Raw genomic sequence first — 26,135 nt, 5'->3', positions numbered from 1 at the left:
TAGGGGGGTGAGCACTCCCACCCGCGACGACGTCCGTCGTGCACCCAAGGTCCTGCTGCACGACCACCTCGACGGCGGCCTGCGACCGCAGACGATCATCGACCTCGCCGCGGAGCGTGGCCACGAGCTGCCGGCCGCCGACGCGGAGGGCCTGGCGCGCTGGTTCGTCGAGTCCGCCGACTCCGGCTCGCTCGAGCGCTATCTCGAGACCTTCGACCACACGGTCGCGGTCATGCAGACCGGGCCGGCCATCACCCGGGTCGCGCGCGAGTGCGTGGAGGACATGGTCGCCGACGGTGTGGTCTACGCCGAGGTCCGCTATGCGCCGGAGCAGCACGTCGAGCAGGGCCTGACTCTCGACGAGGTCGTCGCTGCCGTGCAGGAGGGCTTCGACCAGGGCACTGCTGCGGCCGGCGGGCGCGTCGTCGTACGGCAGCTGCTGACCGCGATGCGTCACCAGGCCCGCTCCATGGAGATCGCCGAGCTCGCCATCGCCTGGCGCGACCGCGGGGTCGCCGGCTTCGACATCGCGGGTGCCGAGGCCGGGTTCCCGCCCACCCGTCACCTCGACGCGTTCGAGTACCTCCAGCGGGAGAACGCGCACTTCACGATCCACGCGGGGGAGGCCTTCGGCCTGCCCTCGATCTGGCAGGCGATCCAGTGGTGCGGCGCCGCGCGGCTCGGGCACGGCGTGCGCATCGTCGACGACATCACCGTCCACGACGACGGTTCGGTCGAGCTGGGGCGGCTGGCGGCGTACGTCCGCGACAGCCGGATCCCGCTCGAGATGTGCCCGCGGTCCAACATCCAGACCGGGGCCGCGGCCTCGATCGCGGAGCACCCGATCGGGCTGCTGACGCGGCTGCGCTTCCGCGTCACCGTCAACACCGACAACCGGTTGATGAGCCAGACCTCGATGACCGACGAGATGTCCGGCCTCGTCGAGGCCTTCGGCTACGCCCTCGAGGACCTGCGGTGGTTCACCATCAACGCGATGAAGTCGGCGTTCCTGCCGTTCGACGAGCGGCTCGCGATCATCGACGAGGTCATCAAGCCGGGCTACGCAGCCCTCATCGCCGAGCGCTGACCACGAACCAGGGCTCGCGCCAGCCCCCGAGGAGCAGGCGTCCCTCGGTCCACTCCTCGCGGGTGGCGCGCACGAGCCGTCCGGAGCCGGGCTCATACATGCGTACGGCGTCCTCGAGCTGCTCGACGGCGAGCACGACATGGCGAGGGAGCCGGCGGTTTCCGACGTAGGCCGGGACCAGCTCCCCACGGGCGAGGCTGGCGGTCATCGCGGCCCAGGCGCTGCCCGGTCGGAACCGTGCTGGCACGACGCGTCGCCCGTCGGACCTGCGAGCGAGCTGGCGAGCCAGCGCCCACGGGGGAGTGCCGACGATCCTCAGCCACGGGGCCTGGAGGGAGCCGGTCGCGTCGACCGGCCCGGTGAGGCGGCGGTGCATGGCGAAGACCTCGCGGTCGAACTCCTCGTCGCCTCCTGCCAGCAGGCGCCGCGCATAGCCGTCGTTGCGCAGGGCCTCGGCCATCACGGCCACGGCTGCGCCGCAGCTGCGCTGGTCGGGTTGCTGGAGCTGTCGCCCCAGGACCAGGCGGCCGGTCTCGGAGAGGCTCATCTGGGACTGCGTTCGGCGCTCAGGCGGGCGTAGGCCTCGTCCGGGGTGGCGACCTCGCAGCCGAGCCTGACCGCGTGGGCCACGACGCGGCGTTGGCCGCGCATCAGGTCCAGCCCGCGCCGCAGCAGCATCACCGGGGGCTTGCGCCGCTCGCGCAGGTCGCGGGTCAGTCGCCGCCAGAAGGTGACGACGGGTCGCTGGGTGATGCAGAACGCCGCCTCGAGCAGGCCGGCGCGGCGACACTCGGGGACGATCTCCGGCGCGAAGATGCCCTCGGCCACGAAGAGGGACGAGCCGCCCAGGTCGAGCGGTCGGCTGCCGCAGCGACCGTTGCGGGCGATCTCGTAGACCGGCACCTCGGTCGTGCCGTGGTGGCACAGGGCGGTGAGGGCTGTCAGCGCGTCGTCGTGCAGCCACGAGTCAGGATGGTCCCAGTCCACCAGCCCGGCATTGGCGCCTGTCGCGATCGTCGGCAGCGTGGGGTCGTCGCCGTCCTTGTAGAAGTCGTCGAGCCGCAGGACTGGCAGGCCCAGGCGCTGGGCCAGTCGCGACTTGCCGGCTCCGCTGGGACCGGCCAGGACGATCACACGGGCAGGCACGAGGAACATTGTGCCGCGCCGAGCCACGCAAACGTCGCCCGGGGCCACGTGCGGTGTGCGGGAGCAGTTTGTGGATTCGGGCCGTCCCCACGCGTGACAGCGCATATCGTCTGCCAAGCAAATCCCCTGTTTCGCTTCGAGAGGCACGTTCATGTTCGGCGCCCACGCCATCACCCCGCCCGAGCCCGACGAGACGCCCACGCACCCGGAGTCGGACCGCCGCAGCTGGGCCAGCATCGGTGTGGTGCTGGCCCTCGTGGCCGCGGTCGGCTGGTTCGGCGTGTCGCTGTTCGGCGACGACGACTCCGACGCCGCCGCGAGCTGCAGCTCCGCGACCACGACCGTCACGGTGATGGTCGCGCCGGCGATGGCCGACCTCGTCGACGAGGCAGTCGCCGACATGGAGGACAACGGCCAGTGCGTCGAGCTGGAGGTCAGCTCCGCGACCGTGGCCGAGGTGGCGGCGGCCCAGGAAGAGGTCGACGAGGGCGAGGAGGACGTGATCCCCGACCTGTGGGTCCCCGACTCCCCGGGATGGCAGACCGTGCTGGCCGGCGCCGACCTGACCGGCAAGGTGCTCGTGCCCTCCCTCGCCACCAGCCCCGTGGGCCTGGCCGGCGGCGCCCCCGGTCCCCGGCCGGCGACGTGGCTCGAAGCGCTCTCCTCCCCGCGACTCGTGAAGACGGACCCGCTGTCCAGCGGAGCCTTCGCCCAGACCCTGCTGGCACCTCTCGCCGAAGCCGTCGAGCGCGGCGGCGACGTCGCTGCGGCGCAGAACGCCCTGGTGCCGGTCGCGCAGAAGTTCGGTGCCAAGCTGGCCGCCGGACAGGAGCGCCCCGTCACGCTCGACACGATCCCGGCCGGCAGCCGCCGGCTCATCCCGGCCACCGAGCGGGACTTCCTGATCGCCCGACGCGGCAACGACTCCCTCACGTGGTCGACCCCGGCCACCGGTGCAGCCGTGCTCAACTTCCCGCTCGTGCAGCCGGACGCCGCCGAGGGAGGCATCGCCGTCAGCTCCGGCTCACTCGACGTCGCCGGGCGCACCGGCGAACGGCTCGCCGCGTGGTTCACCACCGAGGAGGGCCTCGCGGCCATCGCGGACGACAAGCTGCGCGCACCCGACGGCGCACCGCTTCCCGACGACGAGAGTGTCGAGGCGACGAAGCAGCTGCCCGCCGCGCAGCGCAACCAGGTGGACTCGACCATGAAGAGCTGGAGCATCCTCACGGTGCCGTCCAGCGTCCTGGCCGTCTTCGACGCGTCGTCCTCGATGGACACCGTGGAGGGTTCCCTGTCGCGGAGCGAGCTGGCCGCCGATGCGGCAGCCACCGCTCTCGACGTCTTCCCCGACCACGCCCGGATCGGCATCTGGTCCTACTCCATCAACCAGGGCGGTGCCGGTCAGGACTGGCGTGAGCTGGCTCCGCTGCGTCGTCTCGACGCGCCGACCGGCGACGGTGACACGCAGCTCGAGCTGCTGAAGGCGAAGGTCGCGATCCTGCCGTCCCTGACGGGCGGCGGCGCGGGCACCTACGACACGATGCTGGAGGCCTACAAGGTCGCCAACCGCGAGTACAACCCGGCCTACTACAACAGCCTGGTGCTGTTCACCGACGGCGCCAACGACGACCCGGGCTCGATCAGCCTCGAGGAGCTGCTCGAGCAGGTCGAGGAGCTGCACAACCCGGACCGACCCGTGCGCATCATCCCGGTCGGCATCGGCACCGACGCCGACATGGCAGCCCTCGCTGCGATGGCGAAGGTCACCGGCGGTCAGGCCTATGAGGCACGGGACCCGCGCGACATCTTGACGGTGCTGGCGGGCGGTCTGCTGTCCCGCTGAGCCAGCCGGTTCCCGGTCGGGGTCTCAGACCCCGATCGGGTGCCAGACCGTCTTCGTCTCCAACCAGTCGGTCAGCCGGTCGATGCCGGGCGTCGCCAACCAGTCGACCGGTGCCTCGGGCGCTCGCCGGACCCGCTTGAGGTTGTCGGCGGCCGCCACCTCCAGCGAGGTCGCGAGGTCGGGGTCGGTGACACCGGTCAGGTCGATGCCGTTGACGTCCATGTGGGACGCCAGCCAGGGGGCGATCTCCGCGGCCGAGCCGGTGAGCAAGTTGACGACGCCGCCGGGCAGGTCGGAGGTGGCCATCACCTCGCCGAGCGTGATCGCGGTGAGCGGGTGTGCCTCGCTGGCGATCACGACGCAGGTGTTGCCGGTGACGATCGCCGGAGCGACGACGCTCACGAGCCCGAGCAGTGGACCGCTCGGGGCGACGACGGCGACGACGCCGGTCGGCTCGGGCGCGGAGATGTTGAAGAAGGGCCCGGCGACCGGGTTGGCGGAGCTGACGACCTGGGTGATCTTGTCGGCCCAGCCGGCGTACCAGACGAGCCGGTCGATGGCGGCGTCGACGAAGGTGTTGGCCTTGGCGGCGGTGACCCCTTCGCTGGCACGCAGCTCGGCCACGAACTGGTCGCGACGGCCCTCGAGCACCTCGGCGATGCGGTAGACCACCTGGCCGCGGTTGTAGGCCGTCCTCGACGACCAGCCGCCGAAGGCCTTGCGCGCGGCCACCACGGCATCGCGGGCGTCCTTGCGGCTGGCCTGGGCGGCGTTGGCCAGCAGGTTGCCCTGGGCGTCGTTGACGACGTAGGTCCGCCCGGACTCCGAGCGGGGGAACTCACCACCGATGTAGAGCTTGTAGGTCTTCTTCACGTCGATGCGCGCCATCAGTGGATTCCCTTCAGATAGGCGGCGAGGCCCGGGAGGCCGCCCTCGCGGCCGTAGCCCGACTCCTTGTAGCCGCCGAAGGGCGACGTCGGGTCGAACTTGTTGAACGTGTTGGCCCACACCACCCCGGCGCGGAGCTGGTTGGCCATCCAGAGGATGCGCGAGCCCTTGTCGGTCCAGACGCCGGCCGAGAGCCCGAACGGGGTGTTGTTGGCCTTCTCGACGGCCTCCGCGGGAGTGCGGAAGGTCAGCGTGGACAGCACCGGCCCGAAGATCTCCTCCCGGGCGATCCGGTGGGCCTGGGTGACGCCGGTGAACACCGTGGGCGGGAACCAGAAGCCGTTCTTGGGCAGGTCGCACGCGGGCGACCAGCGCTCGCCGCCCTCCGACTCGCCGATGTCGGACAGCTCGCGGATCTTCGCGAGCTGCTCGGCGGAGTTGATCGCCCCGATGTCGGTGTTCTTGTCGAGCGGGTCGCCGACGCGCAGGGTGGACATCCGGCGCTTGAGCCGCTCCATCACCTCGTCGGCGATCGACTCCTGCACGAGCAGGCGCGAGCCGGCACAGCAGACGTGGCCCTGGTTGAAGAAGATGCCGTTGACGATCCCCTCGACGGCCTGGTCGATGGGAGCGTCGTCGAAGACGATGTTGGCGGCCTTGCCGCCGAGCTCGAGGGTGACCTTCTTCCTCGTGCCGGCCGTGGCGCGTGCGATCGCCTTGCCGACGTCGGTGGAGCCGGTGAAGGCGACCTTGTCGACGTCCGGGTGGGCGACGATGGCCTGGCCGGTGGAACCGGCCCCGGTGACGATGTTGACGACGCCCGGCGGGAGGTCGGCCTGCTGGCAGATCTCGGCGAAGAGCAGGGCCGTGAGCGGCGTGGTCTCCGCCGGCTTGAGCACGACGGTGTTGCCGGCGGCCAGGGCAGGCGCGATCTTCCACGCCAGCATGAGCAGCGGGAAGTTCCACGGGATGATCTGGCCGGCCACGCCGAGCGGCCGCGGGTCGGTCCCGAGACCGGCGTGCTCGAGCTTGTCGGCCCAGCCGGCGTAGTAGAAGAAGTGGGCGGCGACGACGGGGATGTCGACGTCGCGCGACTCCTTGATCGGCTTGCCGTTGTCGATCGACTCGAGGACGGCGAGCTCGCGCCCGCGCTCCTGGATGATCCGGGCGATGCGGAAGAGGTACTTCGCGCGCTCGCTGCCGGGCATCCGACCCCACACGCGGGTGTAGGCGCGGCGGGCCGCCTTCACGGCGAGGTCGACGTCCGACTCGTCGGCCTCGGCGACCTCGGCCAGCACCTCCTCGGTGGCGGGGTTGATCGTCTTGAAGCTCTTGCCGTGGCCGTCGACGAACTCGCCGTCGATGAACAGCCCGTAGGAGGCCTTGATGTCGACGATCGAGCGCGACTCGGGTGCGGGGGCGTATTCGAAGAAGGCGGTGGCCTTCTCGGGGACCTTGACCATGTCTGTTTCCCTCAGTCCAGGGTGAAGTAGTCGGGGCCGGAGTAGCGGCCGGTGACCATCTTGGTGCGCTGCATCAGGAGGTCGTTGAGCAGCGTGGAGGCACCGAAGCGGAACCAGTCCGGGTCGAGCCAGTCGGGGCCGGCGATCTCGTTGACCATGACGAGGTACTTGATCGCGTCCTTCGTCGTCCGGATGCCGCCGGCGGGCTTCACGCCGACCATCTGGCCGGTCTGCTCCCGGAAGTCGCGAACGGCCTCGAGCATGACCAGCGTGACCGGCAGCGTGGCCGCGGGCTGCACTTTGCCGGTGGAGGTCTTGATGAAGTGGGCGCCGGCCATCATGGCCAGCCAGCTCGCGCGGCGGACGTTGTCGTAGGTCTGCAGCTCGCCGGTCTCGAAGATGACCTTGAGGTGGGCCGGCCCGCAGGCCTGCTTGACGGCCACGATCTCGTCGTGGACGTCGAGGTAGCGCCCGGACAGGAACGCGCCACGGTCGATGACCATGTCGATCTCGTCGGCGCCCGCCTCGACGGCGTCGCGGGTGTCGGCGAGCTTGATGTCGAGCGCGGCGCGCCCGCTCGGGAAGGCGGTCGCGACGGCAGCGACGTGCACGCCGGAGGTGCCGAGCGTCTGCTTGGCGGTGGCGACCATGTCGGGATAGACGCACACGGCGGCGGTCATCGGGCACGTCGGGTCGGCCGGGTCGGGGCGCATGGCCTTCGACGCCAGCGCCCGCACCTTGCCGTGGGTGTCGGCGCCCTCGAGGGTGGTCAGGTCGACCATCCGGATCGCGAGGTCGATGGCGAAGCTCTTGGCCGTGGTCTTGATCGACCGCGTGCCCAGGCCCGCGGCCCGCGCCTCGGCGCCGACCTGGTCGACACCGGGCAGGCCGTGCAGGAACCGGCGAAGGGATGACTCCGACGCTGTGATGTCGTCGAAGACTCCCGCGCTCGCCGTTGAGGCAGAAGTTGTCGTCACCGAGCCAGCATAGGGTTGGGACGGGCAACGCAGGCAAACCTGAAGGAGACCGATGCCGCAGGAGTTCGAGGACGAGATCCAGTTCCGTCCGACGGGCGGTCGGATCATGGGCAGCATCGCCGTGGTCGCAGGTCTGGGGGTCGTCGCGCTCGCCGTGGCGGACCCCGGGTCGGTGCCGGCACCGCTCGTCGCGGGGGTCGTCCTGTTCAGCGTGCTCGCGTGGGCCTCCATGCTGTGGCCACGGGTCTCGGTCACCGCCGACGAGCTCGTCCTGCGCACCATGGTCGAGCACCAGCGGCTCCCGCTGGCGGCGATCGAGGACCTCGCCGTACGACAGGTGATGGCCGTCCGGGTGGGCGACAAGCGCTACGTCTCGACAGCCGTCGGCAAGCCTTTCCGCAAGGTCGTCACGGCCAGGCCCACCAGCAGCGCGGCCGTCCCCGACGTCTCCGACCCGGTGGCCGACATCGCCTACGCCGACTACGTCGAGCAGGAGATCCGCAGCCGGATGGAGCGCGCACGCGAGGCGGCCGGGGTCGCGCTGCTCTCCGACGAGCAGCTCGCGCTGGCCTCCGGCGTACGGCGCCGACCGGCGTGGCTGCCGGTCGGACTCATCGCCGTGTCGGTGCTGGGCCTGCTCGTCGCCGTCCTGGCCTGAGCAGGCCGCGGGTCACAGTCCCGCGGCAGCCCTGAGGTCGCCCTTGATCGCGTCGAGGCGACCGGCTGCGGCGATCCGCGCGGCATCGACGCCGTCGTCGGGGTCGACCGGGATGACGACCTCGAGGTAGCACTTCACCTTGGGCTCGGTGCCGCTCGGGCGCACGATCACCCGCGCACCCTCGGCCAGCACGAAGCGCAGCCCGTCGGTGGGGGGCAGTGCGTCGCTGCCCAGCGCGAGGTCGTCGATCCGCTCGACCGCCAGGTCGCCGAGGGTCGTCGGCGGGGTGTCGCGCAGCCGCTGCATGGTGGCGGGGATCTGGGCGAGGTCCTCGAAGCGGACCGACAGCTGGTCGGTGGCGTGCAGGCCGTGCTCCGTCGCGATGTCGTCGAGGATGTCGTTGAGGCCGCGGCCCTCGGCCTTCGCCGTGGCGGCGATCTCGCACACGAGCAGCAGGGCGGAGACGCCGTCCTTGTCCTTCACGTGGTCCGGGTCGACGCAGTAGCCCAGCGCCTCCTCGTAGCCGAAGGCCAGCCCGGGCGCCCGGCTGATCCACTTGAAGCCCGTGAGGGTCTCCTCGTGGGGCTGACCCGCTGCCGCGGCCATCTTGCCCAGCAGGCTGGAGGAGACGATGGAGTTGGCGTAGGTGCCCTCGCGGCCGAGCCCGAGGAGGTGGTGCCCGAGGAGGGCGCCCACCTCGTCGCCGCGCAGCATCTGCCAGCCGTGCGGGCCGGGGACGGCGACGGCGCACCGGTCGGCGTCGGGGTCGTTGGCCACGACGATGTCGGCGTTCTTCTCGACCGCGAGCGCCATCGCGAGGTCCATCGCCCCGGGCTCCTCGGGGTTGGGGAACGCAACGGTCGGGAACTCGGGGTCGGGCTCCTCCTGCAGCTCCACCACGTGGGGGGCGGAGAAGCCGGCCGTCTCCAGCACCTGCACCACGGTCGTCGCGCCCACGCCGTGCAGCGGGGTGTAGACGATGGTGAGGTCGCGCGGACCGTCGTCGGCGAGATCGGCCACCCGGTCGAGGTAGCGGTCGACGATCTCCTCGCCGACCACCGTGCCGGCGGTGCCCCGGGGGACGTCGGCCATCGGGCCCACGGCCGCGATCCGGGCCGCGATCTCGAGGTCGGACGGCGGCACGATCTGGCTGCCGTCACCGAGGTAGACCTTGTAGCCGTTGTCCTGCGGCGGGTTGTGGCTGGCCGTGACCATCACGCCGGCCGCGCACCCGAGCTCGCGGATGGCGAACGCCAGCAGGGGAGTGGGCAGCGGGCGCGGCATCACCAGCGCCTTGAGCCCGGCGCCGGTCATCACCTCGGCCGTGTCGCGGGCGAAGACGTCGCTGTTGTGGCGGGCATCGAGGCCGATGACGACGCTGCCGCCGCGGTGGCCGGTGTCGACGAGGTAGGCCGCCAGCCCGGCTGCGGCGCGGGTCACCACGACCCGGTTCATCCTCGTGGGGCCCGCACCCAGTGCGCCACGCAGTCCCGCCGTACCAAACTCCAGGGTGCCTGCGAAGAGGTCGGCCAGGTCGGTGTCGAGACCGCCCGCCTCGACGGCCGCGATCGCCTGCTCCAGCTCGGACCGCGTCTGCGGGTCCGGGTCCTCGGCGGCCCAGGCACGGGCGCGGGACAGGAGGTCGGCCGCGAGGCCGTCAGTCGGGGTGGTGTCGGTCATGGGCTGACGCTATCGCCTGCGGACTAGCCTCTCGGTGTGAGCGCCTTCCACTTCGAATCGACGTGGACGGTGGCCGCGCCGCCGGCCGAGGTGCACGCCGTGCTGGTCGACCTGGAGCACTATCCGGACTGGTGGCCGCAGGTCCTGGCCGTGGCCAAGATCGACGACGACACCGCCCGGGTGCTGTGCCGCTCGACGTTGCCCTACACGCTCGACCTGGTGCTGGGGGCCGTGCACCGCGAGCCCACTCTGCTGGAGACGACGATCAGCGGCGACCTGTCCGGGACGGTGCGCTGGCGGTTGTCGCCCGTCGTCGGTGGGACCCGGCTCGACCACGATCAGGACGTCGACGTGACGGGGAGGCTGCCGGCCCTGGTGGCGCGCCCGCTCGGGCCGGTGCTGCGGTGGAACCACGACCGGATGATGGCCGGGTGCCTGCGTGGCCTGCGCCGTCGGCTCGCGGGCTAGATTGCCGAGATGGCCTCAGCGAGCGCGCGCACCGACACGATCATCGAGGTGGTCCGCGAGGCGTTCGCGCCGCTGATGCGGGCCGACCCGGTGGCCTTCCGGGCGAAGTACCGCAAGATGGCGCTCGATCCGCACGCGTTCTACCGGGGATCGGCCTGCCTGTTCTACAACGACGTGACCGCCGAGCAGGACGACTGGGCGCGTCACGGGGCGGAACGGATCTGGATCCACGGCGACCTGCACGTGGAGAACTTCGGCACCTACCTCAACTCCGACGGCCGGCTGGTCTTCGACATCAACGACTTCGACGAGGCCTACCTCGGGCGCTTCACCTGGGACCTGCAGCGGTTCGCTGCCAGCCTCGCCCTCGTCGGCTGGCAGAAGGCGCTGCCCGAGGAGGCGGTCCGCAAGCTGATCGGCCGTTTCGTCCGCTCCTACCTCTCCCAGGTCAACCACTACGCCGCGACCGAGGACGACGACGACTTCGCGCTGACCCTCGACAACGCGACCGGTCCGGTCCTGACGGCGCTGGAGAGCGCACGCACGCTGCGGCGAGCCGACCTGCTCGACGAGATGACGGTGCTGACGCGTGGGCTCCGACGCTTCAGCGAGGACACCTCGGCCCGGCGTCTCGGCCGGGACGAGCGCACCCTGGTCGTGGCCGCCTTCCGTGACTACCTCGAGACGATCCCGCAGTCCAAGCGGTTCGACCGTGCGCTCTTCTACGACCTGCGCGACGTCGTCGGCAAGTCCGGCTTCGGCATCGGCAGCGCAGGGCTGCCCGCCTACAACATCCTGGTGGAGGGCTACAGCCAGGCGCTGGACAACGACGTGGTGCTCTCGGTGAAGCAGGCCAACATCCCGGCGCTGTCGCGGTTCGTGGACACCAGCGAGGTCGACGCCTACTTCGAGCACGAGGGCCACCGCACGGCGGTCAGCCAGCGGGCGCTCCAGGTGCACACCGACCCGCTCCTCGGCCACACCACCATCCGCGGGGTCGGCTATGTGGTCACCGAGGTGTCGCCGTACGAGGTGGACCTCGACTGGTCGAACATCAACGAGCCCTCCGACATGCGCAAGATCGTCGACCTGCTGGGCAGGGCGACGGCCAAGATCCACTGCGCGTCCGACGAGGACAGCGACCAGGACCTCGTCGACATCCAGGTCGAGGCGGCGATCGTGGACTCGCTGGTGGGGCGGCGCCAGGACTTCACGCAGTGGTTGTGCCAATGGGGCATCGACTACGCCCTGCGGGTGCGCGAGGACCACTCGCTGTTCGTCGACGCCTTCCGCGAGGGCCGGATGGGGATTGCCTCGACCTGAGGACACTCAGGCGTCGATGCTCGACATGTCGCCGTACCTGGCACCGACGACCGCTTCGCGGGGGACGGCCGCATCGAGGGCGGTGAGGTCGCCCGCGGTGAGCCCTACGTCGAGGGCGCCGACGTTTTCCTCGAGGTACTTCACCCGCCTCGTCCCGGGGATCGGCACCACGTCGTCACCCTGCGCGAGCACCCAGGCGAGAGCGAGCTGGCCGGGCGTGCAGCCCTTCTCCGACGCGATGGCGCGGACGCGATCGACGAGGACCAGGTTGGCGTCGAGGGCCTCGCCGTTGAGGCGAGGGAAGTAGGCGCTGGTGCGGGAGTCGTCCTGCTCGAGCGTCCCCTGCGTGATGGCACCGGTGAGGATGCCGCGACCCAGCGGCGAGTAGGGCACGAGGCCGATGCCGAGCTCGCGGATGACCGGAAGGATCTCGTCCTCGAGGTCGCGGGTGAACAGGGAGTACTCCGTCTGGAGTGCCGTGATCTGGTGTGTGGCGTTGGCGCGGCGGATCGTGTCGGGTGCGGCTTCGGACAGTCCGAGATGGCGGACCTTGCCGGCCGCCACCAGCTCGCCCATGGCACCGACGGTCTCCTCGATCGGGACGGACTGGTCCACCCGGTGCTGGTAGTAGAGGTCGATGTGGTCGACGCCGAGACGCTGGAGCGAGGCGTCACAGGCGGACCGGACGTACTCCGGGGAGCCGTTGATGCCGACCCGGCTGCCGTCCGGATTGCGCTCGTTGCCGAACTTGGTCGCGAGCTGCACCTGGTCGCGCCGGCCGGCGATCGCCTTGCCGACGAGCTGCTCGTTGGTGAAGGGGCCGTACATGTCGGCGGTGTCGAGGAAGGTGACGCCGATGTCCAGTGCGCGGTGGATGGTGTCGATGCCCTGCTGCTCGTCGGTCGAGCCGTAGAACTCGCTCATCCCCATGCAGCCGAGGCCGAGCGCGGAGACGGTCAGGTCACGAAGCTGTCGCTGTGGTGTCGTCATGGCTCGAGTCAACGCCTTGGAGCGCGCTCGAAGTCAACCCCTCGTAGAGGTCGATCTTGTGGTCGATGGCGCCCAGGTGGGAACGCATCTCGGCGAGCTGTCGGAGCACGTGCTCCCGGTGAGCCCTGAGCAGATCGAGCCGCTCGGCCTCGTTCCCGGTGCCAGTGCGGACGAGGGCGGCGTACTGCTTCACGACGCGAATCGGCATCCCCGTCGCGCGGAGCTTGGCGATCAGCGTGATCCAGCTCAGGTCGGCCTCGTCGTAGGCCCGGTGTCCCGACGCGGATCGGCGCACCGGCGTGCGCATCAGTCCGTCGCGCTCGTAGTAGCGCAGGGTGTGGGCCGTGAGTCCGGTCTGCTCGGCAGCCTCGGCGATGGTCAGGCTCATGGCGTCAGTGTCCGCCTCGGAGTGCACTCGAAGTCAAGCCTGGTTGCCGAGCGCAGGGCGGTAGAACTCCTCGCCCGCGAACGGTCCGCCCACGTGCGCCGCCTCGGCGTCGTCGACATCGCGTACGGCGATCCGGCCGGCGTGTGCCTCGGCGTCGTCGAGCGGCTCGTAGCCCAGCCTGCGACCGGGCTCGAGGTCCCACCAGGCGCGGGTGTTGTTGCTGATGCCGTAGAGCACGGCGAAGCCGGGCGAGGGAGCGGTGAGTGCCGCGTCGAACATCCTGACCGCGTCGTCGTGCGAGAGCCAGGTGGCCAGCGCTCGTGCGGTGGCGGGCTCGTCGAGGAAGGAACCGATGCGGCAGGCGATGGCGTCGATCGAGTGGCGATCGGCGTACAACCGGAGCAGGGCCTCCGCAGCGACCTTGCCGACGCCGTAGAACGTGTCGGGGCGGGGGAGGGCGTCGTCGGAGATGACGCCGCCGGGCAGGTCGCGGCGCGGGGTGCGGCCGACGGCGTGGTTGGAGCTGGCGTGGACGAAGCGGCTGACGCGGTGGGCGACGCAGGCGTCCAGCAGCGCGGCGGTGGTGATGACGTGGGAGGCCAGCGACGTCGGGAGGTCGGCCTCGTCGGGGTGCCCGGCCAGGTGCACGACGCCGTCGAGGCGCTCCTGCTCGAAGACCGCGTCGACCGCGTCGGCGTCGGTGCAGTCGACCGTGTGCCAGGGGCAGGTGCTGCCGTCGGGTGCCGGCACGAGGTCGAGCCCGACCACCTCGTGGCCGCGCTCGAGCAGTCCGGGGACGACGACGCGGCCGATGGACCCGGCTGCCCCCGTGACCAGGACCCGCATCAGAGCCGGGGGACGATCTGGCCGAGCAGGTCGCCCATCCGGCCGGCCGCGGCCTTGCCGGCCTCGAGGACCTCGTCGTGGTTGAGCGGCTCGCCGCTGATGCCGGCGGCGAGGTTGGTGACCAGGCTGATGCCGAGCACCTCCATGCCGGCCTCGCGGGCGGCGATCGCCTCGAGGGTGGTGCTCATGCCGACGAGGTGGCCGCCGATGGCGCGCACCATGGCGATCTCGGCCGGGGTCTCGTAGTGCGGGCCGGGGAACTGGACGTAGACGCCCTCGTCGAGCGTCGGGTCGATCTCCGTGCAGAGCGCCCGCAGCCGAGCGGAGTAAAGGTCGGTGAGGTCGACGAAGTTGGCGCCCTCGATCGGGCTGGTCGCCGTCAGGTTGATGTGGTCGGAGATCAGCACCGGCTGGCCGGGCTGGAAGGTCTCCTTGAGGCCACCGCAACCGTTGGTGAGCACGATCGTCGAGCAGCCCGCGGCGGCTGCGGTGCGGACCGGGTGGACGACGGCGGCGACGCCCTTGCCCTCGTAGAAGTGGGTGCGGCTGAGGAAGACCAGCACGTGCTTGTCCCCGACCGCGATGCTGCGGATCTTGCCGGAGTGGCCGACGACGCCGGCGACGTGGAAGCCCGGCAGGTCGGTGGTGTTGATCTCCGCGGTGGCGGTTCCGAGGGCGTCCGCGGCGGGCAGCCACCCGGAGCCCAGGACGAGGGCGACGTCGTGGCGCTCGATGCCGGTGAGCTGGGCCAGCTCGATCGCGGCCTGCTGGGCGAGAGTCTTGTGATCGGTCACGCGGGCGATCCTAATCCGGCCATGCGCGCCGAGGACCTGCCTCGGGCGCGGGGACCGTGGCCGTCTGCTCCCACACCCGGCGCCACTGCGCCGTGTCCGGGCCTGCCGGGTCGTGCGTGGCACCGTCCGCGGCGCGGCGCCGGGCCTCCCACCAGGTGCTCCGGTCCTCGTCGAGCAGGGCTGCCACCGCGTCGCGGATCCGGGGAGCGAACTCGCGCGGCGACTCGTCGCTGCCGGGTCGCAGCGGCTCGCCGAAGCGGACGGTGAGGCGACGGCGACCGGGGCTCGGCCAGCCCTGACCGCGTGGCATGGCGGCGAACGTGCCGCGGTGGGCGATGGGGATGACCGGCACCTGGTGCTGGGTGGCGAGGTAGGCCGCGCCGAACTGGAAGCGGCCGACGAAGCCGTCGGGCGACCGGGTGCCCTCGGGGAAGATCACCAGGCTCCAGCCGTCGGCCAGCACCTCGCCGGGCGTGGTCGCCATCGTCCCGCCCCGGCGCTCGATCGGGAACGTGTTGAACACGATCGAGGACCCGACCGCTCGCCACCAGGTGTCGAAGAAGTAGTCGGCTGCCGCCGCCACGGCAGTACGGCGCCGCCACCTCGTCGGCAGGGACAGCAGGATCAGCGGGGTGTCGAGGTGACTGGCGTGGTTGGCCGCGAAGATCACCGGGCCCTCGAGCCCGGCCAGCACGTCGAGGCCCTCGACGCTGGTGCGGACCTGCGAGCGGAACAACGGCTCCAGGGCACCCTTCTGCGCGACCTCGCGGGCGACCTGGGCGGCGCGGGTGCGCGCCCAGTCGGTGTGGAAGACGGTGCTCTGCCGGGCCGGGACGAAGGGCTCCGCCGAGCGCGGCACCTGGGAGCGACGGCCCCATCGCCAGCCGTCCGCCACTCGGCGTACGTCCTCGAGGCCCTCCTGTGCCCACTTCCTCATCGGACGTCCGCGATCAGGTGGGGCGGGTTGTGCAGGTAGGAGATCGTCGGGCTGGTGCCGACCGCGCCGGACGCCATCTCCAGCGCGTCGGACAGTGTCGACGCCGCGCGGAAGCCCAGGCGCTGCGCGACCCGCCGGTCGGCGCCGACCCAGATGACCTCCTCGACGTGGTCCATTGCGTGCGCCGCCCAGTACCACATGTAGAACGGGTGGACCCCGTGGTAGGCGTGCGAGGTGCGGTAGAGGTGGACGTACCAGGGATCGGTCGCGAACTGCTGCTCGTACTTCTCCGCGATCACCGCCGGATCGGTCGACTCGGCGAGGATCTCCTCGTAGAAGTCGACGTAGCTCGGGTGGTGCAGCTGGTTGAAGCCCTCGTCGAGCGGGTGGTAGAGGATCACGGCCCCACCGCGGCGTACGACCGGCTGGCCGCGGTAGGAGTTGAAGTAGTAGCCCAGCCCCATGCAGGTGGCGAGGATCGGGTTCATCGACGAGTTGACGTTGTAGGGCCCGAGGTAGGGCACGCCCATCACCAGCACGTCGGTCTGGCCCTGCACCTCGGTGAGCTGCTGGCGGTGCACCATCGCGATCGTGCGCTCGTGCACGGCCTCGGTGTCGCCCGCATTGATCCCGGTCAGGCCGTACGGCGAGCGCAGGTCGTGGAAGAGCTTGTGCCGCAGCCTGCGCGGAGCCGCGCCGAGCCCGCGACGCACGGCCAGCATCGAGGCCTGGTCGCGCACCGACCACTCCCACTCGCGCTTGAGCAGGAAGTCGTAGGGCGCCCCGAAGACGTCGTTGTTGAGCGTGGTCTCGATCTGGAAGATGTCGAGGTGGTCCTTGAGCAGCCGGCCCATCCGCCAGGCGGAGTGGTGTAGATGGCTCTTGGTGTGGTCCATGAAGGAGTGCGACGCGACCATCGTCGCGGGGTTGTGGTGCTGGCGGAGGCTCTTGTAGGACGCCAGCCCGATCGGCACCGACTTGTGCCCGCCGTCCATCGCGACGAGGTTGACGTTGACATAGACCAGCAGGTCGGACTCGGCGGCGCGGCGGTTGATCTCGACGTCCTCGCCCTTGTCGGTCATCCCGATGTGGAGCAGGTCGTCGCGGTCCTCGGCGTCGTGGTTGTAGAGGTCGCCCTGCGGGTGGAACGACCGGAAGACCCGCTCGCCGACGATCTGCTTGAGCTCGGCGGGGGTCATCCGCCGGTGCAGGGCGTTGGCGGCGATGATCTTGACGTCGTCGACCCCCGCGTCGGCGGCCATCGTCAGCACCGCCTCGATGATCCGCTGGCGGATGTCGGGGGCGCGCATCGGAGGCAGCGGCAGCGAGATGTCGTCGAAGGCGATGGTCAGGCGCATCCCGGCGAACAGCTTGGTGGGCAGCGGATCGGCGTCGACCGGGTTGAGCAGGGCCTCGCGGATCGCGGCGTCGACGTCGTCGATCGCGGGCAGCGACTCGGGCGGGTAGATGACGCGGGTGCCGGGCGGGAAGTCCTCCAGCCGGAAGCCCAGGCCCTCATGGACCACGAGCGGTGGTGTGCGGTCATCCACCTCGAGCACGAAACCGGGACGGCTCATGTCAACCCTTCCTCGACGGATCGAAGGCGACCTTGATGCTGCCGAGCCGCCCGGCGCCGTGGGCGTGGTCGAGCGCCTCGCGCCAGCGGTGCAGCGGGTAGCTGGCGACGCCCTTGGCGAGCTGGGCGACGACGTCGCCGGTGACGAGCTCGGTCGCGATGTCGAAGGCGCTGCGATCGCCGGGTTCCCGGCGCGCCGAGGAGTAGGACCCGATCACCTCGAGCTCGCGGAACCACGCGGCCGACAGGTCGGCGGCGGCAGGCATGCCGGAGAGCACGACCCGACCACCGGCCCGGGTCGTGTTGAGCGCCGTCTCGAGCGAGCCCTTGCTGCCGACCGCGTCGACGGCGATGTCGACCCCGCCGAGGAGGTACGGCGCCGAGTGCTCCGGCAGCACCGCGAATGCCCCGGTCGAGCGGCGCAGTCGGCGCAGCACCTCGTCCGGCGAGACCACCTCGGTCGCGCCGAGCTGGAGCGCGAGCTCGCGCTGGTGGGCGTACTTCGCGACGACCGTGATCTCGCCGGCGGGGGTCAGGCTGCGCAGCGCCATCGTCGTGAGCAGGCCGACCGACCCGGCGCCGCTCACCAGGACGCGAGCGTTGTCCTCGACCCGCGCGCGCAGGGCGGTGTGGACGGCGCAGGCGATGGGTTCGACCAGGATCGCCTGCTCGTCGGACAGCCCCTCGGGCACGGGGTGGAGCTGGCTGCGGTGGGCGGTCAGCGTCTCGCCCCAGCCGCCGCCGGTATCGGCGCAGAACCCGGTCTGGAGGCCGGGGGAGAGGTGCCCGACGGTGACCCGGCTGCACCGGTTGGTCAGCCCGTCGACGCAGGCCTCGCACGGCTCGACGCCGCGGGCGGCGCACGCCAGCACCGGGTCGATCACCACCCGCGTCCCGGCGGCCAGGTCCTCGCAGTCGTCGAGGAGGTCGGCCACGACCTCGTGGCCCGGGACGAACGGCATCGACACCAGCCCGGAGAAGTAGCGGCTCGTGCGCCCGGAGAGCGCGCCCAGGTCGGATCCGCAGACACCGGAGAGCCGCGTGCGCAGCCGCGCCCACCCGGGTCGCTCGACCGTGGGCTCCTCGATGGTGACCAGGCGCAGCGGGGCGGCATAGCCGGACAGGATCCCCGGCAGCCGGTCGCCGACCGCCCGCCCGGCGAGGTGCCGGGGGAGCGAGCGATACATCTGCAGCGCGAGCATCATCGCGGGATGCCTCGCGGCGCCGTGTCGGGGCTGGCCCAGTCGACGATCGTCCAGTGCTGGCGCCGGGCGTGCCGGGCCAGGAACACGTCGGGGCTCACCGCCACCGGCTGCCCGACCGCGCTGAGCAGCGGGAGGTCGGAGTGGCTGTCGGCATAGCCGTAGCTCCTCGCCAGGTCGAAGCCCTCCTCGGCCGCCCAGTGGCGCATCCACGCGGCGCGCGACTCGCCCACCAGCGGTGAGCTGGCCAGGAAGCCGGTGCAGATGCCGCGGGCGTCGGCGGCCAGGTCGGCCGCCTCGATGTGGTCGAAGAGGGGCGCGATCGGCCGGGTGAGCGGACGGATTGCACCGGTGATCAGCACGGTGGTGTGGCCGGCGGCGCGGTGCTCGCGGATGCGTCGTACGGCGCCGGGCGCGAGTCGCGACAGGACCAGGTCGGTGAGCACCTCGTCGACGACGGTGTCGAGGTCGGACAGCCGGGCACCGGTGTACTCCCGGTAGATCGAGCGCAGAAAGGCGCTGCGCTCGCGGCGCTCGGCGCGCACCAGGCCGGGCAGCCTGGCAGCGATCCGGCCGAGCTCCCCGACGCGCTCGGCCGGGGAGAGGTCGTGCAGCCGCATCCACAAGTAGGTCTCGATCACGTTGGAGGACAGCAGCGTGCCGTCCATGTCGAAGAAGGCGGCGGTCGGTTCCTCGCGCGTCCGGACCGGGCGCAGCACCGGTGTGGCGCTGGGCGGCCGGCTGCGGCGAACGTCGTCGAGCGCGCGGATCGGCGCAGTGACCGCCGGGCAGTGCACCTCGCGGAGGTAGTGGTCCCAGTCGACCTCGTCGATGTCGAAGCCGAAGGCCGCACCGTCGTCGGGGTGGAGGGCGGCGAGCAGGCCGCGGGTGTGCGCGTCGTCGAAGCGCAGCTCGGCCTCGGCGTACTCGCGGTAGAGGTCGAGGTAGCGGCGCAGGAACTCCAGCCGGCGACCCTGCCGGTCGAGGTTGCGGGCGATCGCGCGGGTGCGGTCGCCGCGTGGGGCGTGACCGACGACGTAGTCGGCGAGCTTGTGCGCGCGCTCGCTGGTGGCCAGCAGCCGCTCGACGCTCTGTGCGCCCGGGAAGCGCCACTCGGGCAGCCGCGCCGCTCCTCGGTCGCCGTGGGTGAAGGGGTGCTCGTCGAAGTAGGCCCGCACGGCGCCGTACAGCTGCCGGAACGTGAGCGGGTTGCGGGCGCCGGAGACGACGTGGAAGTAGGCCGCCGCGCCGGCCTGCGGTGGAGACGCGAGCACCGCCGCGATCGCCGCGACGACGTGGTCGACCGGCACGATGTCGACGATCGTGTCGCCGGCGGCGGGGAACTCCGGGAGCTCGCCGCGGCCGTAGGCGAGGATCAGCGGCTCGGCCATCTTGAAGCCCTCGATCCAGCCGGGATGCGGCCTCCTGAGGGCGGACTCGATGATGCTGGGGCGCACGATCGTGGTCGGCGCGGTGCGCGCACGCTCCTCGACGACGCGCTCGCCGAGGGCCTTGGTGAAGGTGTAGCAGTCGGTCCAGCCGAGCGAGCGCGCGCGCTCGGTCCCGACGCGGACGAGCTCGCGGTCGACCCAGGCGCGCCGGTCGGCCTCCGCTGCGGCAGCCGCGGTCAGGAGGCCGGCGCGTCCGTGCTGGCGCTCGGCCTTCGAGCGGAGCTTCGTCAGCACGTCGGCCGAGCGCGACGCATGCTCGACGACCCGGCGCTGGGCCATGCCCCACTCGGTCTCCGCGTCGACGTCGACCGTGTGCTCGACCGGACCCTCGGGGATCGCGCCCCGGCGGCGCCCGGCGACGTAGGCCGTGGACACGTGGACGTAGTGGACGTGCGGGCCCACCTCGGTGATCCGCTCGAGCAGCCCGCGGGTGCCGAGCACGTTCGTGCGGAAGCCCTCGTCGACCGGCGGGTCGAAGGACACGTCGCCCGCACAGTGCACGACGGCGTCGAGCCCGGCGGGCAAGGCGGGTACGGCGCCGAGATCGCCCTCGAGGACACGCACGCGCGCGGCCAGGACGGCGTCGATGCCGCCGGCGTCGTCGACGGCCCGCGCGAAGATCGGCTTGCCCAACAGCGCTCGGACCCGGTCGGCCCCGGACGTCGATCCCCTGGGTCGGACCAGCAGGGTCAGCGTGGTGGCTGGCGTCTCGCTCAGCAGCAGCTCGAGCAGCGCCTCGCCGACGAAGCCGGTGACGCCGGTGAGCAGGAGGTGCCGGCCGGCCAGCCGCTCAGCGATCCGCCCGGCGCCAAGGTCGTCGTCCCGCTCGGACGTGTCCGGCACCAGGCTTGTCTATCAGCCCTTCCTCAGCGCGTCGACCGTCACGACGCCGGCGCGGACCCGCTGCGGGTGGTCGCCGACGGGCAGGAAGGCGAGCTCCTTCCCGGTGGCGAAGTCGATGACGGCGACGGCGTCGCTGCCGCTCAGGGAGACCCAGCAGGTGTTGTCGGGGCCCTCGGTCGTCCAGTAGGGCTTGAGGTAGTCGTGCCCGGTGGTCGCGCGGTCGAAGATCACGTGGTCGGTGGTGGTGCGGTCGACCAGGGCGACGTAGTCGTCCATGGTGCCCGCGGCACACAGCGTGGTGCCGGCGTGGTCGATCGCCAGGCCGTGGTGGGCGGAGTCGTTGACGTAGAGCTCGAGCGGCATCTCGGGCACCCGGTTGGGCAGCGGGATCACGCGGCGTACGGCGCCGGTCCGCGGCTCGGGACGGGCGCCGGTCGAGTAGTCCACCGCGCCGTTGAGGTCCTTCGCAGCCGTGTCGAACTCGACGATCCCGTGGAAGTAGGAGACCTGGAAGTAGATGAACCGCTCGCCCGGCGCGATCGCCATCGGGCGCACCGCCGCGCTCATGTCGGGGTGGCCCGCCTCGGCGAGCTCCTTGCCCATGTCCCAGCGTCGCGTGATCTTGAAGTCGGCGTTGCGGACGATCTCGAACCAGCGGTCGCCCTTGAGCGCGTCGTGCAGGGGGCCGATCTTGACCGGGCCGGCGGTGCTCGCGTCCCCGGGTGTGTAGACCTTGCCGATCGAGGCGTGGAAGACCTTCTTGCCGTCAGCCGAGTAGTTGTTCTCGTGCGGTGTCTCGCCCGACTCGAAGGTGCGCAGCCGGTCGCCCATCTTGATGGTCCGACCGTTGCGCCAGGTCTGGTCGACCATGGAGTACTCGATGACCTGGCGTTCGGTGGAGTCCGAGACGAGCAGTCGCTTGCCGTTGGGGGACAGGCCCATGTGGTCGGTGCGCCGACCGTCCATCTGCTGCTCGCGCACGATGGCGTCGGGGTCGCCGGCGATCGCCTTGGCGATGTCGACCCACACGACGTCGGCGAAGCTCGGGCGGCTGACGGCGAGGTAGCGGCCGTCCCGGGTGGAGAACATGTCGTCGACGAGCTGGTCGTGCCCCTCGCCCGGACCCTGCTGGATGGCGAGGTAGAGGGCGAGGTGGGCGGGGTTGCTCCGGATGTCCGCGAGCTCCTGCTCCTGGTCGGGGACCAGGTCGATCCCGGTCCTGAGGACCTTGTGCGTGTGGGCGTCGACGATCGTCGCCGTCCCCGCCCAGTTGTTGCCGACGAACATCACGTCCCGCAGGCCCTTGCTCGCGGCTGCTGCCGGGCTGTCGGTCTCGGTCAGGGCGAGGGTGGTGGTGAGCAGGGCGAGGGCCACGGCGGTGACGGCTGTACGGCGCATGGCTGGTCAACGACGGGTCCGCCGTTCAGGCTATGGGCGTGCTGACGAACGAACATGACATGCCTGCCGGCCTCGAGTTCCACGACTACGACACCCGCGTGGCGGCGTACGCGGTGATCGTCGAGGACGACAGGATCCTGCTTTCCTGGTGGAACGGCGAGGGCCACGGCGAGCCGGCGTGGTCGCTGCCCGGCGGCGGCGTCGACCTGCCGGAGACACCGGCCGAGGGCGTCGTCCGCGAGGTGAGCGAGGAGACGGGTCTCGACGTCGAGCTCACCGGGCTGCTGACGGTCGACTCCTTCGTCAAGGCTCCGGCGGAGCGCGTGATCGTCACCGACCGTTGGGTGCGGCACCTCCGCCTCGTCTTCACCGCGAGGGTCGTCGGCGGCACGCTCGGCACGCTCGAGGTGGGCGGTTCGACCGACTACGCCGAGTGGGTGCCGATCGCGTCGGTGCCCGAGGCGCCGCACGTCGGGCTCGTCGACGTGGCGCTGGGCGCCTGGCTGGACCGGCGCTGACCCCGGGTCAGAGGCCGGTCGAGCGGCAGGAGCGGCGGCGGAGCGCGGCGACGTAGTCGACCGGTGCGTCGGCCGCCTCGGCGGCGTCGGCGAGGATGCCGAGGTAGGAGGCCGAGGGCAGCCCGCCCTCGTAGGCGTCCAGGACGTAGGCCCACACGACGAGCTCGCCGCTCATCGTGGACACCCGCACCCGGGTCTTGCGGTAGAGGCCGGTGTCGGCGGAGTCCCAGCGGTCCAGCTCGGTCTCGTCCTCGGGGGTGACGTCGTAGACCGCGACGTAGACCTGCTCGATCGGGTCCTCGACGATGGTCGCGAGGGCTCCGTCCCAGCCGTGCTCCTCGCCGCCGAACGTCAGCCGCCAGCCCGTCAGCCAGCCCGTGCTGCGCAGCGGCGAGTGGGGGCAGCGCTCGCTCATGCGGCCCGGGTCCAGATTGGTCCCGTAGGCGGCATAGAGCGTCACGGGGCACAGGGTAGCGAGGTCGATGCCGACGGCTAGGGTGTGACCCGTGACCGACACGCATTTCGACACCCTTGTCCTCGGCGCCGGCCCCGGTGGCTACGTCGCCGCGATCCGCGCCTCACAGCTCGGCCAGAAGGTCGCCGTCGTGGAGGAGAAGTACTGGGGCGGTGTCTGCCTCAACGTCGGCTGCATCCCGTCCAAGGCGCTGCTCAAGAACGCCGAGCTGGCGCACACGCTCCAGCACGAGAAGGCGAAGTTCGGCATCGAGGGCGACGCGACGATGGCCTTCGGCCCCACGCACAAGCGCTCGCGCGACGTGAGCGCCGGCATCGTCAAGGGCGTCCACTTCCTGATGAAGAAGAACAAGATCACCGAGGTCGACGGCTGGGGCACCATCACCAGCCCCACGTCGGTCGACGTGAAGACGAAGGACGGCAGCACCACGCCGTACACCTTCGACAACCTGATCATCGCCGCCGGCGCGACCGTCCGCCTCGTCCCCGGCGTGACGCTGTCGGACAACGTCGTGACCTACGAGGAGCAGATCCTCTCCGACCAGCTGCCCGAGTCGATCATCATCGGCGGCTCCGGCGCGATCGGCGTCGAGTTCGCCTACGTCATGGCCAACTTCGGCGTCGACGTCACCATCGTCGAGTTCCTCGACCGGATGGTGCCGACCGAGGACGCCGACGTGTCCAAGGAGCTCGCCAAGCACTACAAGAAGCTCGGCGTGAAGGTGCTGACCAGCACCGCGGTGAAGAACGTCGAGGACACCGGCTCCGGCGTGCGCGTCACGGTCGCCCCCGCCGCGGGTGGCGACGAGCAGGTGCTCGAGGCAGGCAAGTTCCTGGCCGCCTTCGGCTTCGCCCCGCGCGTCCAGGGCTTCGGCCTGGAGGCCATCGGCGTTGCCGTCTCGGAGCGGGGTGCGATCGAGGTCGACGACTTCATGCGCACCAACGTCCAGAACGTCTACGCCATCGGTGACTGCACCGGCAAGATGATGCTCGCCCACGTCGCCGAGGCCATGGGCATCGTCGCCGCCGAGACGATCAGCGGCGCCGAGACGATGCCGATCAACTACGACATGATCCCGCGGGCGACCTACTGCATGCCGCAGATCGGCTCGTTCGGCTACACCGAGGCGCAGGCGAAGGAGAAGGGCTACGACGTCAAGACGGCGACCTTCCCCTTCACCGCCAACGGCAAGGCGATGGGACTCGGCGAGGCCGTCGGCTTCGTCAAGGTCGTCGCCGACGCGGAGCACAACGAGATCATCGGTGCCCACATGATCGGCCCCGGCGTCACCGAGCTGCTGCCGGTGCTGACCCTGGCGCAGCAGTGGGACCTCACCGCCGACGAGGTCTCGCGCAACGTGTTCGCCCACCCGACGCTCTCCGAGGCCGTCAAGGAAGCCGTCCACGGCATCACCGGCCACATGATCAACTTCTGATGCCCACCTCCTCCAACCGCGTCGTCATCATCGGCGGCGGTCCCGGCGGCTACGAAGCGGCACACGTCGCTGCGCAGCTGGGGGCCGACGTCACCGTCGTCGACTCCGACGGCGTGGGTGGCTCGGCCGTGCTCACCGACTGCGTGCCCAGCAAGACCCTGATCGCGACGGCCGAGCTGATGGCCGAGGTGACCAACTCGGCCGAGCTCGGCATCGACTTCACCGACCACGAGGGCGACACCGCCGCCACGATCCGCGTCGACCTCGCCAAGGTCAACACCCGGGTCAAGCAGCTCGCGAGCGACCAGTCGGCCGACATCGCCGCGCGGCTCGAGCGCGACGGGGTGCGGGTCGTCAAGGGCCGCGGTCGGCTGGGCCCCGACCTCACCGTCACGGTCGGCGACGAGACCCTCCAGGCCGACTCGATCCTCGTCTCCACCGGAGCAGCCCCGCGCACGCTCCCGAGCGCCCAGCCCGACGGCGAGCGCATCCTCACCTGGGAGCAGGTCTACGACCTGACCGAGGTGCCGGAGCGGCTCATCGTCGTCGGCTCGGGCGTCACCGGCCTCGAGTTCGCCAGCGCCTATCTCGCACTCGGCATCCCGGTCACCCTGGTCAGCTCGCGCGACAGGGTGCTGCCCGGTGAGGACGCCGACGCCAGCGCCGTGCTCGAAGAGGTGTCGATCCGCCGCGGCATGGAGGTGCTGGGCCGCTCGCGCATGGAGTCGGTGACGCGCGAGGGCGACGTCGTGACCGTGCGCCTCACCGACGGCCGCGAGGTCACCGGGTCGCACTGCATCCTCGCGCTCGGCTCGGTCCCCAACACCGCCGACCTCGGCCTCGAGGAGGCCGGCGTCGCGACCGACGAGGGCGGCTTCATCAAGGTCGACCGCGTCTCGCGCACGTCTGCTCGCGGGGTGTACGCCGCTGGCGACTGCACCGGTGTCCTGATGCTCGCCTCGGTGGCCGCGATGCAGGGCCGGATCGCCATGTGGCACTTCCTCGGCGACGCCGTGGCCCCGCTCGACCTGAAGAAGGTCTCCTCCAACGTCTTCACCGCCCCCGAGATCGCGACCGTCGGCTGGTCGCAACAGGCCGTCGACGCGGGCGAGATCAAGGCCGACGTCGTCATGCTGCCGCTCGCAGGCAACGCCCGCGCCAAGATGCAGGGCGTGCGCGACGGCTTCGTCAAGCTCTTCATCCGTCCCGGCACCGGCATCATCGTCGGGGGAGTGGTCGTCGGCCCGCGCGCCTCCGAGCTCATCCACGTCGTGTCGCTCGCCGTCGCCGAGTCGCTGACCGCCGACAAGCTCGCGCAGGCCTTCACGGTCTACCCGTCGCTGAGCGGTTCCATCGCGGAAGCAGCGCGCAGGCTGCACAAGGTCTGAGCGTTCTACGGCCGTGAGGCCCAACGTCGGCCAGACCTGGATCGCCCTCGGGTTGTCCCGCCCGGTTGGGTCTGCCGTCGGAACCGTCAGAACCACTCCTCGCCGCGTACACGCCGGGCGCAGTAGGGGCTCTCTTCGTGCTCTTTGACCAGTTCGTCGAACGAGGGCGGAGGGCTCGGGTAGCCCACGTCGCTGCACCCCCAGCCGCCCTCCCACATCGGAGGAACGTAGCCGCGAGATCCCGCCCACCAGACACCCATCGCTAGGACGATCGCCAAGACGAGAACGCCAAGGGCGATGCGCCCAGCCCCCGCCATGGGGGGTGGACGGGTCAAGTCCCAGGTAGTGGTGTAGCGCT

The 26,135-nt window shown here is 71.1% G+C and carries 25 protein-coding genes; 8 read left to right on the top strand and 17 right to left on the bottom strand.

The genetic code is table 11. From position 1 onward, the window contains the following. Window positions 1-7: 7 nt before the first annotated feature. Complete coding sequence (locus CF8_RS14690) at window positions 8-1,087, top strand: adenosine deaminase (protein ID WP_010833894.1); 1,080 nt, start codon at window positions 8-10, stop codon at window positions 1,085-1,087. Here the strand turns inward: CF8_RS14690 and CF8_RS14685 are convergent. Together CF8_RS14685 and CF8_RS14680 are read right to left on the bottom strand one after the other, a co-directional pair. Continuing rightward, window positions 1,071-1,634 (bottom strand): hypothetical protein, encoded by a 564-nt coding sequence (locus CF8_RS14685; RefSeq protein WP_010833893.1) that lies wholly within the window; start codon window positions 1,632-1,634, stop codon window positions 1,071-1,073. The two genes, CF8_RS14690 and CF8_RS14685, sit on opposite strands and share 17 nt — an antisense overlap. After that, entirely contained in the window at window positions 1,631-2,233 is a 603-nt protein-coding gene (locus CF8_RS14680) for an ATP-binding protein (protein ID WP_084623117.1), read from the bottom strand. Before CF8_RS14680 ends, CF8_RS14685 begins: the two co-directional genes overlap by 4 nt. 151 nt (window positions 2,234-2,384) lie before the next feature. On the opposite strand from CF8_RS14680, the gene CF8_RS14675 reads away from it, so the two are divergent. Beyond that, window positions 2,385-4,079, top strand: a complete 1,695-nt coding sequence (locus CF8_RS14675) for a substrate-binding domain-containing protein (RefSeq protein ID WP_010833891.1) — start codon at window positions 2,385-2,387, stop codon at window positions 4,077-4,079. A 24-nt stretch (window positions 4,080-4,103) separates the two neighbouring features. Here the strand turns inward: CF8_RS14675 and CF8_RS14670 are convergent, their stop codons facing one another. The 3 genes from CF8_RS14670 to deoC are packed head-to-tail and all read right to left on the bottom strand — an operon-like array spanning window position 4,104 to window position 7,407. Further along, window positions 4,104-4,967 (bottom strand): aldehyde dehydrogenase family protein, encoded by an 864-nt coding sequence (locus CF8_RS14670; protein WP_010833890.1) that lies wholly within the window; start codon window positions 4,965-4,967, stop codon window positions 4,104-4,106. Beyond that, on the bottom strand, window positions 4,967-6,430 hold the full coding sequence (locus tag CF8_RS14665; RefSeq protein ID WP_010833889.1) for an aldehyde dehydrogenase family protein: 1,464 nt from the start codon (window positions 6,428-6,430) through the stop codon (window positions 4,967-4,969). The genes CF8_RS14670 and CF8_RS14665 overlap by 1 nt, the downstream gene beginning before the upstream one ends. An 11-nt stretch (window positions 6,431-6,441) precedes the next feature. After that, entirely contained in the window at window positions 6,442-7,407 is a 966-nt protein-coding gene (gene deoC, locus CF8_RS14660) for a deoxyribose-phosphate aldolase (RefSeq protein ID WP_010833888.1), read from the bottom strand. A gap of 52 nt (window positions 7,408-7,459) precedes the next feature. On the opposite strand from deoC, the gene CF8_RS14655 reads away from it, so the two are divergent. Beyond that, a complete protein-coding gene (locus tag CF8_RS14655) occupies window positions 7,460-8,065 on the top strand; it encodes a hypothetical protein (RefSeq protein WP_010833887.1) in 606 nt (201 codons plus the stop codon). A 12-nt stretch (window positions 8,066-8,077) separates the two neighbouring features. On the opposite strand, the gene CF8_RS14650 is transcribed toward CF8_RS14655, so the two are convergent. Further along, window positions 8,078-9,745, bottom strand: coding sequence for a phospho-sugar mutase (locus CF8_RS14650; RefSeq protein ID WP_010833886.1), 1,668 nt, complete (start codon window positions 9,743-9,745; stop codon window positions 8,078-8,080). Window positions 9,746-9,781: 36 nt separating this feature from the next. Here CF8_RS14650 and CF8_RS14645 point away from each other — a divergent pair, with 36 nt between their 5' ends. Further along, the gene (locus CF8_RS14645) at window positions 9,782-10,213 is read left to right on the top strand and encodes an SRPBCC family protein (protein ID WP_010833885.1); all 432 of its coding nucleotides are present in this window, start codon (window positions 9,782-9,784) and stop codon (window positions 10,211-10,213) included. A 9-nt stretch (window positions 10,214-10,222) separates the two neighbouring features. Continuing rightward, window positions 10,223-11,536: a DUF2252 domain-containing protein gene (locus tag CF8_RS14640; protein ID WP_010833884.1), complete on the top strand. Its 1,314-nt coding sequence runs from the start codon at window positions 10,223-10,225 to the stop codon at window positions 11,534-11,536. Window positions 11,537-11,542: 6 nt separating this feature from the next. Here the strand turns inward: CF8_RS14640 and CF8_RS14635 are convergent, their stop codons facing one another. Genes CF8_RS14635 through CF8_RS14595 form a run of 9 tightly spaced genes read right to left on the bottom strand, consistent with a single transcriptional unit; the run spans window position 11,543 to window position 21,961 of the window. Continuing rightward, the gene (locus tag CF8_RS14635; RefSeq protein WP_010833883.1) at window positions 11,543-12,526 is read right to left on the bottom strand and encodes an aldo/keto reductase; all 984 of its coding nucleotides are present in this window, start codon (window positions 12,524-12,526) and stop codon (window positions 11,543-11,545) included. Beyond that, a complete protein-coding gene (locus CF8_RS14630) occupies window positions 12,498-12,914 on the bottom strand; it encodes a MerR family transcriptional regulator (protein WP_051204522.1) in 417 nt (138 codons plus the stop codon). Before CF8_RS14630 ends, CF8_RS14635 begins: the two co-directional genes overlap by 29 nt. A gap of 33 nt (window positions 12,915-12,947) precedes the next feature. After that, window positions 12,948-13,760 (bottom strand): NAD-dependent epimerase/dehydratase family protein, encoded by an 813-nt coding sequence (locus CF8_RS14625; protein WP_010833881.1) that lies wholly within the window; start codon window positions 13,758-13,760, stop codon window positions 12,948-12,950. Further along, on the bottom strand, window positions 13,760-14,554 hold the full coding sequence (locus CF8_RS14620; RefSeq protein WP_010833880.1) for a purine-nucleoside phosphorylase: 795 nt from the start codon (window positions 14,552-14,554) through the stop codon (window positions 13,760-13,762). The genes CF8_RS14625 and CF8_RS14620 overlap by 1 nt, the downstream gene beginning before the upstream one ends. 10 nt (window positions 14,555-14,564) lie before the next feature. Beyond that, window positions 14,565-15,491, bottom strand: coding sequence for a lysophospholipid acyltransferase family protein (locus CF8_RS14615; protein WP_010833879.1), 927 nt, complete (start codon window positions 15,489-15,491; stop codon window positions 14,565-14,567). After that, window positions 15,488-17,068, bottom strand: coding sequence for a lactate racemase domain-containing protein (locus CF8_RS14610; RefSeq protein ID WP_036491116.1), 1,581 nt, complete (start codon window positions 17,066-17,068; stop codon window positions 15,488-15,490). Before CF8_RS14610 ends, CF8_RS14615 begins: the two co-directional genes overlap by 4 nt. 1 nt (window position 17,069) lies before the next feature. Next, window positions 17,070-18,272, bottom strand: a complete 1,203-nt coding sequence (locus CF8_RS14605) for a zinc-dependent alcohol dehydrogenase (protein ID WP_010833877.1) — start codon at window positions 18,270-18,272, stop codon at window positions 17,070-17,072. Continuing rightward, a complete protein-coding gene (locus CF8_RS14600) occupies window positions 18,269-20,563 on the bottom strand; it encodes an HAD-IB family hydrolase (RefSeq protein ID WP_010833876.1) in 2,295 nt (764 codons plus the stop codon). The genes CF8_RS14605 and CF8_RS14600 overlap by 4 nt, the downstream gene beginning before the upstream one ends. 12 nt (window positions 20,564-20,575) lie before the next feature. Continuing rightward, window positions 20,576-21,961 (bottom strand): YncE family protein, encoded by a 1,386-nt coding sequence (locus CF8_RS14595; protein ID WP_010833875.1) that lies wholly within the window; start codon window positions 21,959-21,961, stop codon window positions 20,576-20,578. Between the two features lie 38 nt (window positions 21,962-21,999). Between CF8_RS14595 and CF8_RS14590 the strand changes: the two genes are divergently transcribed. Beyond that, a complete protein-coding gene (locus CF8_RS14590; protein ID WP_232211519.1) occupies window positions 22,000-22,479 on the top strand; it encodes an NUDIX domain-containing protein in 480 nt (159 codons plus the stop codon). A 7-nt stretch (window positions 22,480-22,486) separates the two neighbouring features. Here CF8_RS14590 and CF8_RS14585 read toward each other — a convergent pair whose 3' ends face one another. Then, window positions 22,487-22,939, bottom strand: coding sequence for a gamma-glutamylcyclotransferase (locus CF8_RS14585; protein WP_036491114.1), 453 nt, complete (start codon window positions 22,937-22,939; stop codon window positions 22,487-22,489). 46 nt (window positions 22,940-22,985) lie between these two features. Between CF8_RS14585 and lpdA the strand changes: the two genes are divergently transcribed. Continuing rightward, entirely contained in the window at window positions 22,986-24,389 is a 1,404-nt protein-coding gene (gene lpdA, locus CF8_RS14580; RefSeq protein WP_010833872.1) for a dihydrolipoyl dehydrogenase, read from the top strand. Then, window positions 24,389-25,777 (top strand): NAD(P)H-quinone dehydrogenase, encoded by a 1,389-nt coding sequence (locus CF8_RS14575; RefSeq protein WP_010833871.1) that lies wholly within the window; start codon window positions 24,389-24,391, stop codon window positions 25,775-25,777. Before lpdA ends, CF8_RS14575 begins: the two co-directional genes overlap by 1 nt. Before the next feature lie 86 nt (window positions 25,778-25,863). On the opposite strand, the gene CF8_RS23220 is transcribed toward CF8_RS14575, so the two are convergent. Further along, the coding region (locus CF8_RS23220) for a hypothetical protein (protein ID WP_232211518.1) at window positions 25,864-26,135 on the bottom strand (272 nt) is incomplete at its 5' end.

It is taken from the genome of Nocardioides sp. CF8 (genome assembly GCF_000389985.1).
In the GTDB taxonomy this organism is placed as follows: domain Bacteria; phylum Actinomycetota; class Actinomycetes; order Propionibacteriales; family Nocardioidaceae; genus Nocardioides; species Nocardioides allogilvus.
This window is presented reverse-complemented; position numbering and strand designations above follow the sequence as displayed.

Excerpts from the sequence above, each read along its gene's own strand:
- CF8_RS14665 (WP_010833889.1), bottom strand. The coding sequence starts at position 6,430 with ATGGTCAAGGTCCCCGAGAAGGCCACCGCCTTCTTCGAATACGCCCCC.
- CF8_RS14650 (WP_010833886.1), bottom strand. The coding sequence starts at position 9,745 with ATGACCGACACCACCCCGACTGACGGCCTCGCGGCCGACCTCCTGTCC.
- CF8_RS14655 (WP_010833887.1), top strand. The coding sequence starts at position 7,460 with ATGCCGCAGGAGTTCGAGGACGAGATCCAGTTCCGTCCGACGGGCGGT.
- CF8_RS14640 (WP_010833884.1), top strand. The coding sequence starts at position 10,223 with ATGGCCTCAGCGAGCGCGCGCACCGACACGATCATCGAGGTGGTCCGC.
- CF8_RS14575 (WP_010833871.1), top strand. The coding sequence starts at position 24,389 with ATGCCCACCTCCTCCAACCGCGTCGTCATCATCGGCGGCGGTCCCGGC.
- CF8_RS14610 (WP_036491116.1), bottom strand. The coding sequence starts at position 17,068 with ATGAGCCGTCCCGGTTTCGTGCTCGAGGTGGATGACCGCACACCACCG.
- CF8_RS14615 (WP_010833879.1), bottom strand. The coding sequence starts at position 15,491 with ATGAGGAAGTGGGCACAGGAGGGCCTCGAGGACGTACGCCGAGTGGCG.
- CF8_RS14675 (WP_010833891.1), top strand. The coding sequence starts at position 2,385 with ATGTTCGGCGCCCACGCCATCACCCCGCCCGAGCCCGACGAGACGCCC.
- CF8_RS14670 (WP_010833890.1), bottom strand. The coding sequence starts at position 4,967 with ATGGCGCGCATCGACGTGAAGAAGACCTACAAGCTCTACATCGGTGGT.
- CF8_RS14630 (WP_051204522.1), bottom strand. The coding sequence starts at position 12,914 with ATGAGCCTGACCATCGCCGAGGCTGCCGAGCAGACCGGACTCACGGCC.
- CF8_RS14605 (WP_010833877.1), bottom strand. The coding sequence starts at position 18,272 with ATGATGCTCGCGCTGCAGATGTATCGCTCGCTCCCCCGGCACCTCGCC.
- CF8_RS14685 (WP_010833893.1), bottom strand. The coding sequence starts at position 1,634 with ATGAGCCTCTCCGAGACCGGCCGCCTGGTCCTGGGGCGACAGCTCCAG.
- CF8_RS14595 (WP_010833875.1), bottom strand. The coding sequence starts at position 21,961 with ATGCGCCGTACAGCCGTCACCGCCGTGGCCCTCGCCCTGCTCACCACC.
- CF8_RS14635 (WP_010833883.1), bottom strand. The coding sequence starts at position 12,526 with ATGACGACACCACAGCGACAGCTTCGTGACCTGACCGTCTCCGCGCTC.
- CF8_RS14625 (WP_010833881.1), bottom strand. The coding sequence starts at position 13,760 with ATGCGGGTCCTGGTCACGGGGGCAGCCGGGTCCATCGGCCGCGTCGTC.